This window comes from Nonomuraea sp. GTA35 (genome assembly GCF_041950525.1).
Taxonomy (GTDB): Bacteria; Actinomycetota; Actinomycetes; order Streptosporangiales; family Streptosporangiaceae; genus Nonomuraea.
Map to the genome: position 1 here is coordinate 1 of NZ_JBGNUV010000017.1, position 15,184 is coordinate 15,184.

The 15,184-nt window shown below is 68.1% G+C and carries 7 protein-coding genes; 4 read left to right on the plus strand and 3 right to left on the minus strand.

Features of this window, described 5'->3' with window-relative positions; translation table 11 throughout:
• Window positions 1-217: 217 nt before the first annotated feature.
• A protein-coding gene (locus ACBJ32_RS49080; RefSeq protein WP_375132986.1) for an IS3 family transposase occupies window positions 218-1,398 on the minus strand; the annotation gives its coding sequence in 2 pieces (ribosomal slippage) (window positions 218-1,164 and window positions 1,164-1,398; 1,182 coding nt in all).
• An 883-nt stretch (window positions 1,399-2,281) separates the two neighbouring features.
• On the opposite strand from ACBJ32_RS49080, the gene ACBJ32_RS49085 reads away from it, so the two are divergent.
• Entirely contained in the window at window positions 2,282-9,103 is a 6,822-nt protein-coding gene (locus ACBJ32_RS49085) for an RHS repeat-associated core domain-containing protein (protein ID WP_375132779.1), read from the plus strand.
• A gap of 94 nt (window positions 9,104-9,197) precedes the next feature.
• On the plus strand, window positions 9,198-9,866 hold the full coding sequence (locus tag ACBJ32_RS49090; RefSeq protein WP_375132780.1) for a hypothetical protein: 669 nt from the start codon (window positions 9,198-9,200) through the stop codon (window positions 9,864-9,866).
• Window positions 9,867-10,036: 170 nt separating this feature from the next.
• Here ACBJ32_RS49090 and ACBJ32_RS49095 read toward each other — a convergent pair whose 3' ends face one another.
• Complete coding sequence (locus tag ACBJ32_RS49095) at window positions 10,037-11,422, minus strand: MFS transporter (protein WP_375132781.1); 1,386 nt, start codon at window positions 11,420-11,422, stop codon at window positions 10,037-10,039.
• A gap of 288 nt (window positions 11,423-11,710) precedes the next feature.
• Between ACBJ32_RS49095 and ACBJ32_RS49100 the strand changes: the two genes are divergently transcribed.
• On the plus strand, window positions 11,711-13,810 hold the full coding sequence (locus tag ACBJ32_RS49100) for an alpha/beta hydrolase-fold protein (protein WP_375132782.1): 2,100 nt from the start codon (window positions 11,711-11,713) through the stop codon (window positions 13,808-13,810).
• A gap of 33 nt (window positions 13,811-13,843) precedes the next feature.
• Here the strand turns inward: ACBJ32_RS49100 and ACBJ32_RS49105 are convergent, their stop codons facing one another.
• Window positions 13,844-14,203 (minus strand): MerR family transcriptional regulator, encoded by a 360-nt coding sequence (locus ACBJ32_RS49105; RefSeq protein ID WP_357892009.1) that lies wholly within the window; start codon window positions 14,201-14,203, stop codon window positions 13,844-13,846.
• 52 nt (window positions 14,204-14,255) lie between these two features.
• On the opposite strand from ACBJ32_RS49105, the gene ACBJ32_RS49110 reads away from it, so the two are divergent.
• On the plus strand, window positions 14,256-15,092 hold the full coding sequence (locus tag ACBJ32_RS49110) for an NAD(P)-dependent oxidoreductase (RefSeq protein ID WP_375132783.1): 837 nt from the start codon (window positions 14,256-14,258) through the stop codon (window positions 15,090-15,092).
• Window positions 15,093-15,184 lie beyond the last annotated feature (92 nt).

Consider the following 15,184-nt stretch of genomic DNA (forward strand, 5'->3'; position numbering starts at 1 on the left):
TCCGAGGCGATCATCCGCTGGGCTGCCATCGCCGGCATGACCCGCCGCCTCACGCGAGGTGGCCCCGCTCGGCGACAGGCCAAAATCGTCTGCAAGTAAGCAAGATCGTCGATCTCAAACACTCACTGAGGTTCTCGCAGGTCAACCGTATGCCGATGCATGCCACGACTGGCGATGCCAACTTACGGGGGATGGACCGCCCCGGGAATCTTGGAGGCTACGATTCCTGCGAACTTGCGAATGACGTAGTAGATCCCTGCGTCTTATAGAAGGCGTCCTCGTACTCCTTCGGCGGAATATTACCACAGAATGAGTGGAGCCTCGTCTCGTTGTACCAGGAAACCCATTCCATAGTTTCCAGCATCACGTCGGTGACGCCGCGCCAGCCGCCGCGAAAGTCGATGAGCTCTTTCTTGTACAGACTGTTCAGCGACTCGGCGGCAGCGTTGTCGTAAGAATCACCTTTACTGCCGACCGAGCGCACCGCGCCGATATCCGCCAGACGCTCACCATAGCAGATCGACGTATATTGCACACCCCGATCAGAATGATGCACCAGATCGCCGTCCAGGCTCTCACGCCGCGACCATATCGCCATTTCCAGCGCCGACAAAGCCAGATCGGCCCGCAGATGATCGGCAACCTCCCAGCCGACAATCATCCGCGAATACAAATCCATCACGAATGCCGTATACACCCATCCCGACGCGGTCGGCACGTACGTCAGGTCGGCGACCCAGCGACGGTTCGGCGCCAACGCATCGAAGTCCCGCTTCAGCAGGTCAGCGGGCGGCTCCACACCGGCCGGCAACGTCGTGCGGGGCCGCTTACGGCGCGCGCACGCACCCTCGATACCTAATTCACGCATCAACCGCTCGACCGTGCACCGCGCCACCACGATTCCCTGACGATTCAGTTCACGCCAGACCTTGCGCGCCCCGTACACCTTTCTGCCCGGATTTTCCCACACACGCATGACCTCGACTTTCAACTCCTCGTCACGGCACGCCCGAGCCGACGGTTCACGTTCGCGTCGCTTGGCTTCGTGATAGCTGGACGGGGCAAATTCCAGGACCGCGCAGATCGGTTCCACACCGAACCGATCCCGATACAGGTCAACGAACTCGATCAGCGCGGCAGTCTCGGGTCGAGTTCCCGGGCGAAAAACGCGGACGCCGCCTTCAGAATCTCGTTGGCCCGGCGCAGCTCACGATTCTCCCGCTCCAATTCGGCGATCCGCTGCGCGTCGCTCGACGTGGTGCCCGGACGCTTTCCCTCATCTACTTCCGCCTGCCGTACCCATGAGCGCAGCGCCTCGCGATGCACGCCGAGCCGGTCGGCCACCCGGGCAATCGCCCCGGCCTTGCCTCCGGTCTCCTCACGCAGGTCGAACACCATCTTGACGGCGCGATCACGCAGCTCTTGGGGGTACTTCCTCGGTGCGGGCACGACTCCCAGCCTTCCAGTCTTGGGAGCCTCCAACCAACCCGGGGCAGCTCAGGATTCCAGAAGCCTGGCCGCGATGGATCGGATTCCTCCCTGATGAGTGAAACGACCGGGCACAGGCGGGGATGGCTGGCAGTGGCACAACGAGATGGGCGAGGGCGCCGGCTGCGGCGGGTGTGCGGGCCTGGCTGTGGGCCGAATTGGAGTTACTGGCGGTGGAGGCGTCCCAGTGGCGTCCTGAGACCCAAGGTGGCCTTTTCTCTGCCGGGTTCATGCGGTGTCCCGCATGACAGCCGCAGGAGGGTTGCGTGGGTGGGTGATCTGGGCGGCTCGCTATGCGTGTCCGATAGATGATCATTCGACGGATGTACGGAGTGTCACGCACCCGAAAGATCTATTGTCCGTTTTGTGATAAACACGCACCTTGCCCGGAACGTCGGATTTCCTTACCTTGATCGTTGGAAATAGATCGACTCTGAGCCGCGCGACCTACGAGGGCCGTGGCGGAGAGTGACGGCTACTCCTCTGCTGGTGTCCCTCCTTACGGTTCGGAGTGTGATGGCGCATGCGCCGTTTTTCGTTATGGCGTCGTTCGACTGGAGTGATCCTTGCGTTAGCCGGGTTAGCGCCGGGTCTGCTTGCGCTGCAGCCTTCGCCAGCCGCGGCTGCTACTTCAGCGGCAGCTGTTGCGGATCTCGGTGCCCCATCTGCGGTGCCGCAGCAAATGATGGAGTCGGCTACGACGCTGCCGCCAGCGGTGCTCGCGAGCAAGGGCTCTACTGCGGCGGAGTCTCCGGCCGGATGGCGGTCGGAGGTGAAGCCTCCGAAGGGTGCAGTGCCGCAGGAGGACCGGACGATTGATGTAGCGTTCGAGTCCGATGAGTCCAGTCTGCCGGCGGGGACTTTGCGGGCCGAGGCGGCTGATCGGGCGGTCATGGCAGTGCCTACGCTGACGAGCGTGTATCCGGTACAAGGGCATCTGGTCGATACGCTGACTCCCACCTTGCGGGCCTGGGGGCAGAGCAACAACTTCACCATCTCCAAGGTGTCCTACTCGTTCAAGCTCTGCGACAACGAGGCCATGACGACCGGCTGCACCACCTCCGGCTATGTGGCGGGCAACGGCAACAGCTGGAGCGTTCCGGCGGCTGGGAAGCTGGTCTGGGGCAAGCAGTACTGGTGGACGGTCACCGTCCGGGACTCCTACGACAGCTCTACCACCACCTCGCCGAAGCTGACGTTCCTCACCGGGGTGCGCCAGCCGATGGTGACCTCGCAGCTGGCCTCCTCCGGTGTGGAGGGGCGGGAGTTCAACCAGCAGACCGGCAACTACACCACGACCTCGACTGATTTGCAGGTGGTGACGGTGGGGCCGCCGCTGTCGGTGGTGCGCACCTACAACAGCCTGGACCCGCGCACGGACGGCATGTTCGGGGCGGGCTGGTCCACGCGCTGGGACATGAAGGTCGTCAAGGAGGTGCGCGGCGCGTCCGCCTCGGCGCTGGTCACCTATCCTGATGGGCGGCAGGTGCGGTTCGCCTCGAACGGGGATGGCACGTTCCAGCCGCCGCCCGGCATGTACGCCACCCTGGCCGAGGAGAGCGGCGGCACCTGGCGGCTGCGGGACAAGATCAACGCTACCTATCTGTTCAACGCGGCCGGGCGGCTGACGAAGCTGACCGACCAGCGGGGCCGCAGCAGCGAGCTGACCTACGACGCAGGCGGGAAGCTGGCGAAGGTGGCCGGGGTCGGTGGCCGGTCGGTGACGTTCACCTGGCAGGGCGACCAGGTCTCGTCTGTGTCCAGCGACCCGGTCGATGGTAAGGCGCTGACCTGGACCTATGGCTATGACCAGGGGCGGCTCGTGCAGGTGTGCGCGCCGGTGGCGGCGCCGAACTGCACCGTCTATGACTACGGCAGCGGGTCGCTGTATCGCAGCAGCGTGCTGGACTCGGACCCGTTCGGCTACTGGCGGCTCGGCGAGGCCTCCGGCAACGCGGTCGACCTGGGCTGGGGCGCCGGCGATGCCAGCTACGACGTCGCCGCCAAACGCGCTCAGCCGGGCGCGCTGGCGGGCACGACGGACGGCGCGGTCGAGCTGACCCCCACCACCGGGGTGCGGCCCCCGGAGGGGATCGTGCCGAGAATCGGCAAGCAGGCGACCATGGAGGCCTGGTTCAAGACCAGCTCCACCGTCGCCGGCACCCTCATCTCGCTCCGCACCGTGGCTAATGGCACCAAGGAGGAGGTGTTCGCGGTCGGCACCGACGGCAAACTGCGCAGCTCCTACCAGCCGACCACCACCCCGATCACCACCGCTGGTCCGGTCAATGACGGCGCCTGGCACCACGCGGTGCTCACCGTCGCCGGCGACCTGCAGACCCTGTACCTGGACGGCGCGGTCGTCGGCACGCTCACCCAGCCCATCATCGGCACCGAGAACCGGTACATCACCACGATCGGCGGGATCGCGGGCCTGGTGGACGAGGTCGCCATCTACGACCGCCCGCTCAGCGGCAGCGAGGTGCAGCGGCACTACGCCGCCCGCACCGCGGCCCCGAACAAGCTGACCAAGGTGACGCTGCCGTCCGGCCGGGTGCACGCGGTCAACACCTACGACGACAAGACCGACCGCATCGCCACGCACACCGACGCCGACGGCGGCACCTGGAAGATCGGCACCGTCGGGATCGAGCAGCAGTCCGGCGAAGCCGAGGTGACGGTGACCGACCCGGGCAACGACACACTGGGTTACCTGTATGACTCCCGGCGCGGCTACCGCATCCGTGGCGTGACCGACCAGAAGGAGTACACCACCTGGTACGAGTACGACCAGGCAGGCTTCCTGACCAAGGTGATCGACCGCAACAACATCGCCAACGACATCTACCAGGACAAACGGGGCAACACGATCGGTCGCAAGTACTGCCGGACAGCGAACGAGTGCGCGATCGAGCACTGGACGTACTACGTCAACGAGAACGACCCGTTCGACCCGCGCAACGACCAGGTGATCGCGTACCGGGACGGCCGCTCAGCCAGCGACACCGACCCCACCCACGCCACCACCACCGAATACAACAGCTTCGGCGAGCAGACCAAGATCACCACCCCGGCGACGGGCGACTTCCCGCAAGGCCGCTCGGAAAGCATCACCTACACCGACGGCACCGAACCGGCGGTGGACGGCGGCACCACCCCGGCCGGACTGACCAAGAGCAAAACCGATGCCCGCGGCAACACCTGGACCTACCGCTACACCGCGGCCGGCGACCTGGCCGAGCAGACCAGCCCGGAAGGGCTCGTCACGAAGCTGGAGCACGACGTGCTGGGCCGGATGATCGCCAGCACCCGCATCTCGGATGCGGTGCCGGACGGGGCGACGACCACCTTCGCCTACGACGGCTGGAACCGCCTCGTCTCCAGAACCGCCCCGGGGGTGAAGAACGAGATCAGCGGCGTCACCCACACGGCGCAGACCCGCACCGCCTACGACCCGGACGGCAACCCGCTGACGCAAACGATCGCCGACCTGACCGGCGGCGACCCGGAGCGCACCACCACGTTCACCTACGACGCGCACGGCCGCCAGGACTCCGTAACCGATCCCGAGGGCGGTGTGGCGCGGCAAGAGTGGAACCACCGCGGCCAGGTCATCCGCACCACCGACGCCCGCGGCACCATCGTCGAACAGACCTACACAGAACGCGGCGAACTGCACACGCGCACGCTGAAGGGCTGGACCGGCAGCCCGGTCAACCCGCAGCCGGCCAAGGACGTGCCGCTGGAGACCCGCACCTACGACAACGGCGGACGCCTTGAGATCATCAAGGACGTCGCGATGGGACGCACGTTCAAGAACTTCTACTGGTGGGACAACCGGCTCAAGGAACAGATCGCGGTCGGGGCCGTGCTGAACAGCCCCACCGCCGCGCCCCGGGATGTGCTGGTCAAGGCCGAGGAGTACGACGCGGCCGGCAACCTGACCGTGCAGGTCAACGGCATCCGCGCGAACGGTGAAGCACTCGTCACCAGCTTCAACTACGACCAGGCCAGCCGGCTCATCAAGCAAACGCTGGACCCACGCTCGGCCCAGAACCCGGACGGGCTGGCGCGCGTCACCGCGTTCGGCTATGACGCCAACGGCAACATCACCACGACCATCCGCACGGCCGCTGGTGGCGACCGCACCGAGACCACCAGCTACGCCTACAACAAGCTGAACCAGCAGACGAAGCAGACCGTCGAGAACGGCGCCCAGGACATCGTCTCCACCACCGACTACGACGACCGTGGCCTGCCCATCGCCAGCACCGACCCGCGTGGCAACGCCGACGGCGCGAACGCCGCCGACTACACCACCACGATGCGCTATGACATCCTGGACCGGCTGGTGGAGAGCAAGGCGCCGCAGGTGCAGGTGGACAAGAACGGCACCGCCGCCCCGGCCCGCCCGACGGCGCTGGTCGGCTACGACACGGTGGACAACCAGACCCATCAGCGCGACGCCGAAGGCCGCACCGTCACCTTGGCCTACGACAAGGCCGATCGGCTGACCAGCACCACTGCGCCCGCCTACACGCCGCCCGGCGGCAGCGCGCTCACCTCGACCGTCGAGCATGCCTACGACAAGGCCGGTCAGCTGATCAGCACGACCGACCCGCTCGACAACGTCACCACCTATGACCATGACCAGCTCGGCCGGCAGGTCCGAGTCACCGATCCCGCCCCTGCGGACGGCCAGACACCCGGCACGTGGGTGAGCGAGTACAACATGGCCGGCGAGAAGGTCGCCACCGTTGATCCGACCGGCGCCCGTGCCACGGCTTTCTACGACGGTCTGGGTCGGCAGATCACCGCCACTCAGATCGAGCGCAAGCCCGCCAGCGCCGCCTACACCACGAGGATGGAGTACGACGACGCCGGTCGGCTGATCAAGCAGATCGTCCCTGGCCCAGGCACGAGCACCAAGACCACCAGCTTCGAGGTCAACGCGGCCGGTGAGATCATCACGGTGACTGATCCGACAACCGCTCCCAACGCCACGACAACCATGGAGTACGACCTGGCCGGGCGTCTGGTGAAGACCACCGACGCGAACGGTAACGCCAGCGTCGCTGAACACGATTTGGCCGGCCGCACGACAGCGATCAAGGACTTGGACGACACCGAAGCGGTCTTGCGCACGTACGGTATGGGCTACGATGCCGCGGGTAACAAGATCAGCACCACCTCGCCAGAGGGCCATGTCACCCGGCAGACCTTCGACGCGCTAGGCCAAATCACTTCGCTCGTCGAGCCGATCTCAGCCGACGAGTCGATCACCACGAGTTTCGGTTACGATGCCACTGGCGCCCGCACCCGGATCACCGACGCGCGCGGCAATGCCACCTGGACCAGCTACAACAGCCTCGGGTTGGTAGAAACGGTGACTGAGCCATCCACGACGGCGCACCCGGACGCTGCCGACCGCACCTGGACTCACGTCTACGACGCGGCCGGCAACCAGACGGCCACCGTTCAGCCCGGCGGGGTGCGGCTTGACCGCACCTTCGACAAGCTGGGCCGGCTAACCAAGGAGAGCGGCGCGGGTGGCGGCGCCACGACGGCCGAAAGCACGTACGGCTACGACCTGGCCGGGCGCCGCACCACCGCCGGCGACCTGACAGTCGACTACAACGACCGCGGACTGCCCCTAAAAATCTCCCGCGGCACCACTCAGGAGACCGCCTACAGCTACGACGGCACCGGCAATCCCACTCAGCGCATCGACGCCGCTGGCACCGCCACCTTCACCTACGACGCCGCCAACAGGCTGAAGACCATCACTGACCCGGTCACCAGCCGTACCCTCACCTACGACTACGACTCGGCCAGTCGGCTCAAGACCATCACTGCCACCACCGGCACGGCCAGCACCCAGATCATCGACTACGACAACATGGACCGGGTCACCGGCCAGACATTGAAGAACGGCTCCGGCACCCAGCTCGCCAAGACCGCCTACGGCTGGGATAAGGATGACAACCTCACCACGAAGACCGCGACCGGCACCGCCGGAGCGGGTATCAACAGCTACGCCTACGACCACGCCGGCCGGCTTACCTCTTGGACCTCCCCCAGCGGCGCCGTCACCGCCTACGAATGGGACGCCTCCGGAAACCGCACCAAAGCTGGCAGCGCAACGTTCAGCTATGACGAGCGCAACCGCCTGACCTCCGGCGATGACACCAACTACACCTACACCCCGCGCGGCGCCTTGGCCACCAGTACCAAGGGGGGCGCCACGACGAACTACACTTTCGACGCTTTCGACAGGCTCATCGCCGACGGCGACAGCCTCTACACCTACGACGCCCTCGACCGTTTGATCAGCCGCACGCGTGGTACTGCCAAGCAGACCTTCGCCTACAGCGGGCTCGGCAACGAGCTGGCCGCCATTGCCGACGGTGCTGACATCGTCCAGGCTAGATACGCCCGCGACCTCACCGGCGGCCTGCTCGGACTGAAGGAAGGCACCGCCGCAGCAGCGGCGCTGACTGACCTGCACGGAGATCTGGTGGCTACTTACACCACTACCCTGCAGAGCTCTGCCGCCTACGACCCGTTCGGCACCATCACTACTCAGACCGGCACCAAAGCCGGCCTCGGCTATCAGGGTGAATACACCGATCCGGACACCGGCAGGATCAACATGCACGCCCGCTGGTACCAGCCCGGCACCGGCACCTTCATCAGCCGCGACTCTATGACCCTGGAACCGATGCCGTCGGTGCAGGCTAACCGTTACACCTATGCCAACGCCTCCCCTCTCACCGGCACCGACCCCACCGGCCACTACACCGTCATCGATAGCGGCTCGCTCGCCGGGGGCGGTGGCTCCGGATACAACAGTTCTGGATACGGCCGCTCCGGATCGAGCGGCGGCTACGCCACCATTCCCGCTGGCGGCTCCAGCAGTTCCGAAACATGGGGAGGCGGCAAGGTCATTGGCCCCGGCGGCGGTGGCTCGGTCGATGACACGTGCGCCCGAATGGGCTTCTGCGTCGGTGCCGGCGATGTCATCGTTGACCCGAGTTGGCTCCAGCAAATCGAATGGAACCCAGGCTTCTCAGAAGAAGAAGCACGCCGAATAGACGTCGTACCCGTGGGGCCAGACGCCGGCCGGGATGCACAGGGCCTCTGGGACGTCATAGATGCGGAAGAGCGTGCTCTATATCCGGGCGTATTCGGCGAGGCACATGACCCCTTGAGCTCAGCCCGCAAGGGGCAGGCGTGGCTCCCGAAGAATAAGGGCGGAGGCGGCGGCAGGGGAGCAAATGCAAATGGTGGTGGCAATACCTCCATATGGTTCAACAGCAAGGCTGAGGCCGAGGCTGCTGCCAGAGCGCAGCACGGAAAGCGAGAAGGCGGCAAGCGCTACGTGTATCGGCCGCAAGGTAATTGCACCAGCCATTGCCATGTCGATGTCTACGACGGCAAGCGGAAAGTTGGAACCATTCACTACAGGTGGTGGCCGCCCACGAACGGTAGTAGCGGAAGGGGACCAACTGCTTCTGCTGATGGCGTGAATCCGGGAAGCGGTCGTGGCGGTGGCCGCGGTGGCCGCGGCGGCGGCGGAGGCGGAGGCGGGCACTGGACTAAAACGCCGCGCTAAAAGACGCGCCGCTAATAACCTAGAGCCCTGCTCTTACGTGCCTGATGAAGCGTAAGAGCAGGGTGCGTTCGACTCTCATACAGTGGAAAGCACTATGGCATCTGAAAAAAGGGCTCACAGACGTGAAGATATCGACGGGCTATGCGCCGCAACTCGAGAACTAATTGCATCCGCCCAAGCGTATTTGCGTGAAATCGAGAAGCATACGGAGTACCTGAGCCTGGCCAATTCGTCGACGCTGGTTGGTGCCCAAGAAAATCTTGCGGGTGCACTACGAAGATGCAATGAAGCGCATACGCTACTCTTCGATCGGAATATGCTGTCACTATCATCTAATGCGACGCCATCAGTGGGAGGTTATAGCCCAACGAGCGTCGATGACGGGGATGAGAAGATCATGTCAATCCTGTCGCGTATTGACTACCGCATCGGCAGCTTTGATGAACTGGTCGAGGAGGGCCGAAACTCCTATCTGCGAGAAAATCCCGGCACGACATATAGTGAGGCCGAAGCTGTGGTTGGCGGCGTCGGTGACGCTCTATATGAGATCCTGCACGAGAACGGCGATTTGGTGCCATTCCCGTTTCCAGCAGCAGCGCCCGTAGCCGGCGTCACCTGGTTTGTGGAAACTGCTGAAGCGTTGTCGCAGGACCCCAGCGAAAGCCCTGATGTCCCATTCGAAATCGCAGAAGAAAGCGAACTTCTCTTCTCTCATCGCGACATATTCATGTTGTCCCATAAACCAGACGATGGTCAAGACTGAAATTCAGCCCACGGTGGCCGGGGACGGATGACGGCCTCTCTTCTTGCCCTTGTGATGACCAGGCGTGCGGCGATGTCGCGCAGGCTGAGGTTCTGCTGGCGCAGGTGCAGGGCCATGGAGAGCATGGCGTCGTCGGTGACGGCGGCGCCGCAGGCCTTCGCCGCCTCTAGCTAGGGGGCATCGCGGGCGTCGTCGAGGACGCGGGCCGCCTCCCGCTCGTACGAGCCGCGGGAGGTCAGCACCACCAGGCCGCCGAGCACCATGGGCACGATCAGCGCGTACATGGCGACGAGGAGGGACCCGGTGGCGTCGGAGGTCAGGCCGACGACGAGGGGGCCGAAGGCGGCGCCGACCGTCAGCAGGAACTGCAGGACGGCGAAGCCGACGCCCCTCGACCTGGCCCCCACGACGTCGGCGATGCAGGCCGTGCACGTGGGGATCGCGGTGGCGGAGACCGTGACGGCGAGCAGCAGCAGGGTCACCATCGCCACGGGGGAGCTCATCAGCAGGGCGACGCCGAGCAGGGACGAGCCGGCGGTGATGCCGGCGCCGCCGACCAGCAGCCGGCCGCCCCTGACCCGGCCGTGCAGCCGCTTGCCGAGGTGGGAGCCGAGCACGGTGCCGGTGAGCACGCCCACGATGGTGACGCCGCCGCTGATGCTGCTGGCGACGCCGGTCTCCATGCCGAAGCCGCGGACCATGAGGGACGGCAGCCAGAAGTAGACGCCGCCCAGGCCCAGGGTGAGGATCATCACGCCGAGGGCGACGCGGACCAGGGTCCGGGTGGCCAGGACCTGACGGACCTGGGGCCAGAAGGGCGGCTTCGCGGTGCCGCCGGGAGCGGGGCCGGTCGCCGGCGGCGCCTCCATGGTGCCGGGCGGGGGCGCCTGCCGGGGTACGGCGGCGGCCATGATCTTGTCGAGCTGGCCGCGCTGCGGCTCGCGCAGCCGCCAGACGAGGACGGCGGTCAGCGCGCCGGGGATCGCCATCAGCAGGAAGGCCGCCCGCCAGCCGAAGGCCTGGCCGATGACGCCGCCGAGCAGGGTGCCCACGCCGCCGAGGTAGGTGGTCATCCGGGTCCAGCCGTACACCTGCATGCGGGTGGCGGCGGGGTAGAAGTCGGCGAGCAGGCTGCCTGTGGCGGGGTTGTCGATGTTCTCCGCGGCGGCGAGCAGGACCCGGAAGAGGTAGAAGACGGCGAACCCGGCCGCCAGGCCCGAGCCGAGCGTGGCCAGGGCCCAGCAGAGGACCACGATCGCGATGATCCTGGTACGGCTGTAGCGGTCGGCGAGGTAGCCGGCGGGCAGCGCCACGGCGGCGGCGGCCAGCGCCGCGGCGGTCGGGATGGACCCGGCCGCCGTGTCGCTGAAGCCCCATTCGGCCTGCACCAGGGGCAGGACGCCGGACATCAGGTTGGCTTCGATGCGATCGACCATGCCCACGATGAACAGCACGACGAACGGCCCCCACCCGAACGGGTTGGGATCGGTCGCGGTGATGCCGGCTTGCGGTGGTGATCCGAGTTTGCGGCGTTCGCGGGTGACGGCCTTCACCATGGACTTACTCCTCCGCGGGTCGGTGCTCCCGGTGGTGCAGCGGACGTGGGAACCCCCCAGAACTCCGTTCTAAAACGAAGTTCTAGGAAGAGTGTCGTACATCACACTGCGTTTCACCAGTGCCAGGCCGGGCCCTGTGAAACTTCCGCCGCAGAGGCCGTCGTGCGTCACCATGGCTGGAGGGCAGCGGCCTGCCCCGTGATCCCATGGTTGACATCGCTTCGCCTGTCCCATGAAACTCTCCCGAAACAGTACGCGCGCGTACAGTAAACGTTTACAGGAGTGCCGATGCCCTTACCCCGTTGGACCGCCGCCGGCGCCCTGGCCGTCCTGGCCGCGCTCATCCTGACGGCCCTGCCTGGTCAGACGGACGTACGGGCGGGCGGGACGCTCGCGGCCGGCTCGGCGCCGTCGCCGGCCCTGGGCGAGGACATCGCCTACAACGTCTACCTCCCCGCCCGCTACGACCGGGACAACGCCCGCCATCCCGTGCTGTACCTCCTGCACGGCCGCGGCGACACCATGCAGGCGTGGACCCGCGTGAAGACGACCCTGGACGACATGATCCGCACCAGGCGGATCCCGCCGGTCATCGCCGTCATGCCGGACGCCCCCTGGAGCGAGCGCGGCAACTGGTACGTCGACTCGCGGCACACCGGCGGCGACCTCCCCGGCCGCCCGGTGGAGACGGCGCTGACCCGGGACCTGATCGCGCACGTGGACGCCACGTACCGGACGGCGCCCATCAGGCAGGCGCGCCTCGTCGGCGGCTACTCGATGGGCGGCGCGGGCGCGCTGCGGTTCGCGCTCGCGCACCAGGACCTGTTCGGCGCCGCCGCCGTGCTCAGCCCCGCCGTCTACACGCCGCTGCCCCCGGCCGACTCCTCCGCCCGCGACCACGGCGCGTTCGGCAAGGACGGCGCGAGGTTCTCGGACGAGGTGTACCGGGAGCTCAACTATCCCGCCCTGCTCCCCGAGCTGGACCCGGACCTGCCCGTCCGGCTGTTCGTGGCGGTCGGCGACGACGAGTACGCCAACCCCGGCCCCGCCGACGCCCGCCACGACCTCGACTTCGAGTCCGCCGCCCTGTACAACGCCGTCAGGCGCTCGCCGGCGATCTCCGCCCAGCTCCGCGTCCTGGACGGCGGCCACGACTGGACGGTCTGGTCGCCCGCCTTCGAGCAGGCCATGGCGGAGCTCGGCCCGGGCCTGAGCACCACGCCGCCGACGGGCCTGCCCGCCCCGCTGCACGGCACGCCCGCCACCGACTGGGCCGGCGGCGTCGCCGCCCACGCCGACGGCTCCCTGACCGTCGGGTACGCCGCGTCCGGCCCGGTGAACGGGCAGCCGCACGCCGGCCGCCTCGACGCGGTGGTGGCCCGTACCGGGACATGGACCAGGCAGCTCGGGACGGCGGCGGACGAGCGCCTGTACGGCCTCGCGCCCCTGCCCGACGGGGGCGTGCTCGCGGCCGGCTACACCAAGGGCGACCTGGACGGCCGGCACGCCGGGAACGCCACGGACGACGCGTTCGTGGCCAGGCTCGACGCCAACGGCGAGGTGCGCTGGCTCACCCAGTTCGGCGCGCCGGGCGCGGCCGACCGCCTGTACGGCCTGGCCGCCGCCCCCGACGGCGGCGCCTACGTCGCCGGCTACACCAAGGGCGCGCTCGACGGCCCCAACGCCGGGGACAAGGACGCCATCGTCGCCCGCCTCACGCCCGGCGGCGAGATGGCGTGGATCCGGCAGTACGGCGGCCCCGGCGAGGACAAGGCCGCCGGCATCGCCGCCGGCGCCACCACCGTCTACCTGACCGGCAGCGCCACCGCCGCCCTGCCCGGCACGAGCGCCCTCGGCGGCCTGGACGGCTGGATCGCCGCCTACTCCACGGACGGCGCCAGGACCTGGGCCGCCACCACGGGAGGGGCCGGCGACGACCGGCTGAACGCGGTCACGGTCACCACGGCGGGCCTGGCCGTCGCCACGGGCGTCTCGGCGGGGGACGCGCTCACGGTCGCCTACACCGCCTCGGGCAGGCGGCGCTGGGAGCACACGCTCGCCACGCCGTCGGCCGACGAGGGCGCCGCCGTCACCCCGCTGCCCGGCGGCGAGGTCGCGGTCGCCGGCTACACGCGGGGCCGGGTCGGGGTGCAGGCGGGCGGCGCCGACGTGCTGACCCTGCGGCTGGACGCCCGGGGCGAGCAGCGCGCCGCCACCCAGCTCGGGACGGCCCGCGACGACGCCGTCGATCCGTTCGCCGAGCCCAACCTGTACGCGGCCACGACGGCTTCGGGCCGGGTGGCGGTCTCGGGGCTGACGTACGGGGCGCCGGAGGGCGGCGACGCCCCGGGCAACGGCGACGTCTTCCTCGCCACCGTGCCGGGGTGACCCACTGATACGGCGGGGGCGGGCCGGGTGTCCTCAGCCCGCTTGCCGCCGGTTGGCGATGATGGCGTCCAGGTTGGCGCGGGTCGCCGCCAGCTCGTCGATGGCCGCGCCGATCCGCTCCCGCTGCTTCTCCAGCTCGCCGACCAGCTCGGGACAGTCGGGCACCAGCAGGCCGTCGTCGTCGACGATGCACGGCAGCACCTCGACGATCTGCATGGTGCTCAGCCCGGCCGCGAGCAGGATCCTGATCCGCCGCACCGCCGCCACGTCGGCGTCGCCGTAGACGCGGTAGCCGCTCTGCCGCCGTCGCGGGCGCAGCAGGCCCTGCTCCTCGTAGTACCGCAGCGCGCGCTCGCTGACGCCTGTCCGCCGCGCGAGTTCCCCGATCCGCATCCCGGCCCCAGAGTTGACTCTGACATCAACGTGAAGGTTTAGCTTAACCGGCATGACTCCCGTTACCGTCCTGGGCCTCGGCCCCATGGGGCGCGCGCTGGCCGCCGCCTTCGCCGCCGCCGGCCACCCCACCACCGTGTGGAACCGCACGCCCGGCAAGGCCGGCGGTCTCGACGCCACCGTCGCCGAGACCGCCGCCCAGGCGATCGCCGCCGGCCCGCTCACCGTCGTGTCCGTCCTCGACTACCGGGCCGTACGGGCGGTGCTCGACGCCGGCGCCCTGAGGGGCCGCACCCTGGTCAACCTCACCGGCGGCTCGCCCCAGCAGGCTCGCGAGACGGCCACGTGGGCCGCCGGCCACGGCATCGGCTACCTCGACGGCCTGATCATGGGCGCGCCCGCGGCCGTCGGCGGCCCCGAGGCGACCCTGCTGTTCAGCGGGCCCGAAGACGTCTACCGGGCGCACCGGCCCACGCTCGCCGCGCTGGGCGAGAACGCGACGTACCTCGGCCCGGACCCGGGCCGGGCGGCCGGGTTCGACGCGGCCATGCTGGACGCGTTCTGGACGTCGCTGAGCGGGGTCGTGCACGCCTTCCGGCTCGCCGCCGCCGAGAACATCGCCCCTGCCGACGTCGCCGGCTACGTGAAGGTGGCGACCGGGCTGCTCCCGGACCTGATCGACGTGGTCGCCGAGCACGTCACCGCCGGCCACTACCCGGGCGAGGAGTCCACGATGCTCTCGGCGGCGGCGAGCATGGACCACGTCCTGCACGCCGTCCGCGCGAACGACCTCGACAACGGTGTGCTCAGCTCCGCGCGGGCCGCCGTGCAGCGGGCGATCGACGCCGGTCACGGCGAGTCGGCCTTCACCCGCCTCGCCGCGCTCTAGGGTCCCCGGCGAGTCCCTCCCCGCGCTCCAGGAACGCCTGGCAGGTCCCTCCCCGCGCCGTTCACACGCCCGCCGCCTACTCCTTCCGGTGC

Excerpts from the sequence above, each read along its gene's own strand:
- ACBJ32_RS49090 (WP_375132780.1), top strand. The coding sequence starts at position 9,198 with ATGGCATCTGAAAAAAGGGCTCACAGACGTGAAGATATCGACGGGCTA.
- ACBJ32_RS49095 (WP_375132781.1), bottom strand. The coding sequence starts at position 11,422 with ATGGTGAAGGCCGTCACCCGCGAACGCCGCAAACTCGGATCACCACCG.
- ACBJ32_RS49100 (WP_375132782.1), top strand. The coding sequence starts at position 11,711 with ATGCCCTTACCCCGTTGGACCGCCGCCGGCGCCCTGGCCGTCCTGGCC.
- ACBJ32_RS49105 (WP_357892009.1), bottom strand. The coding sequence starts at position 14,203 with ATGCGGATCGGGGAACTCGCGCGGCGGACAGGCGTCAGCGAGCGCGCG.
- ACBJ32_RS49110 (WP_375132783.1), top strand. The coding sequence starts at position 14,256 with ATGACTCCCGTTACCGTCCTGGGCCTCGGCCCCATGGGGCGCGCGCTG.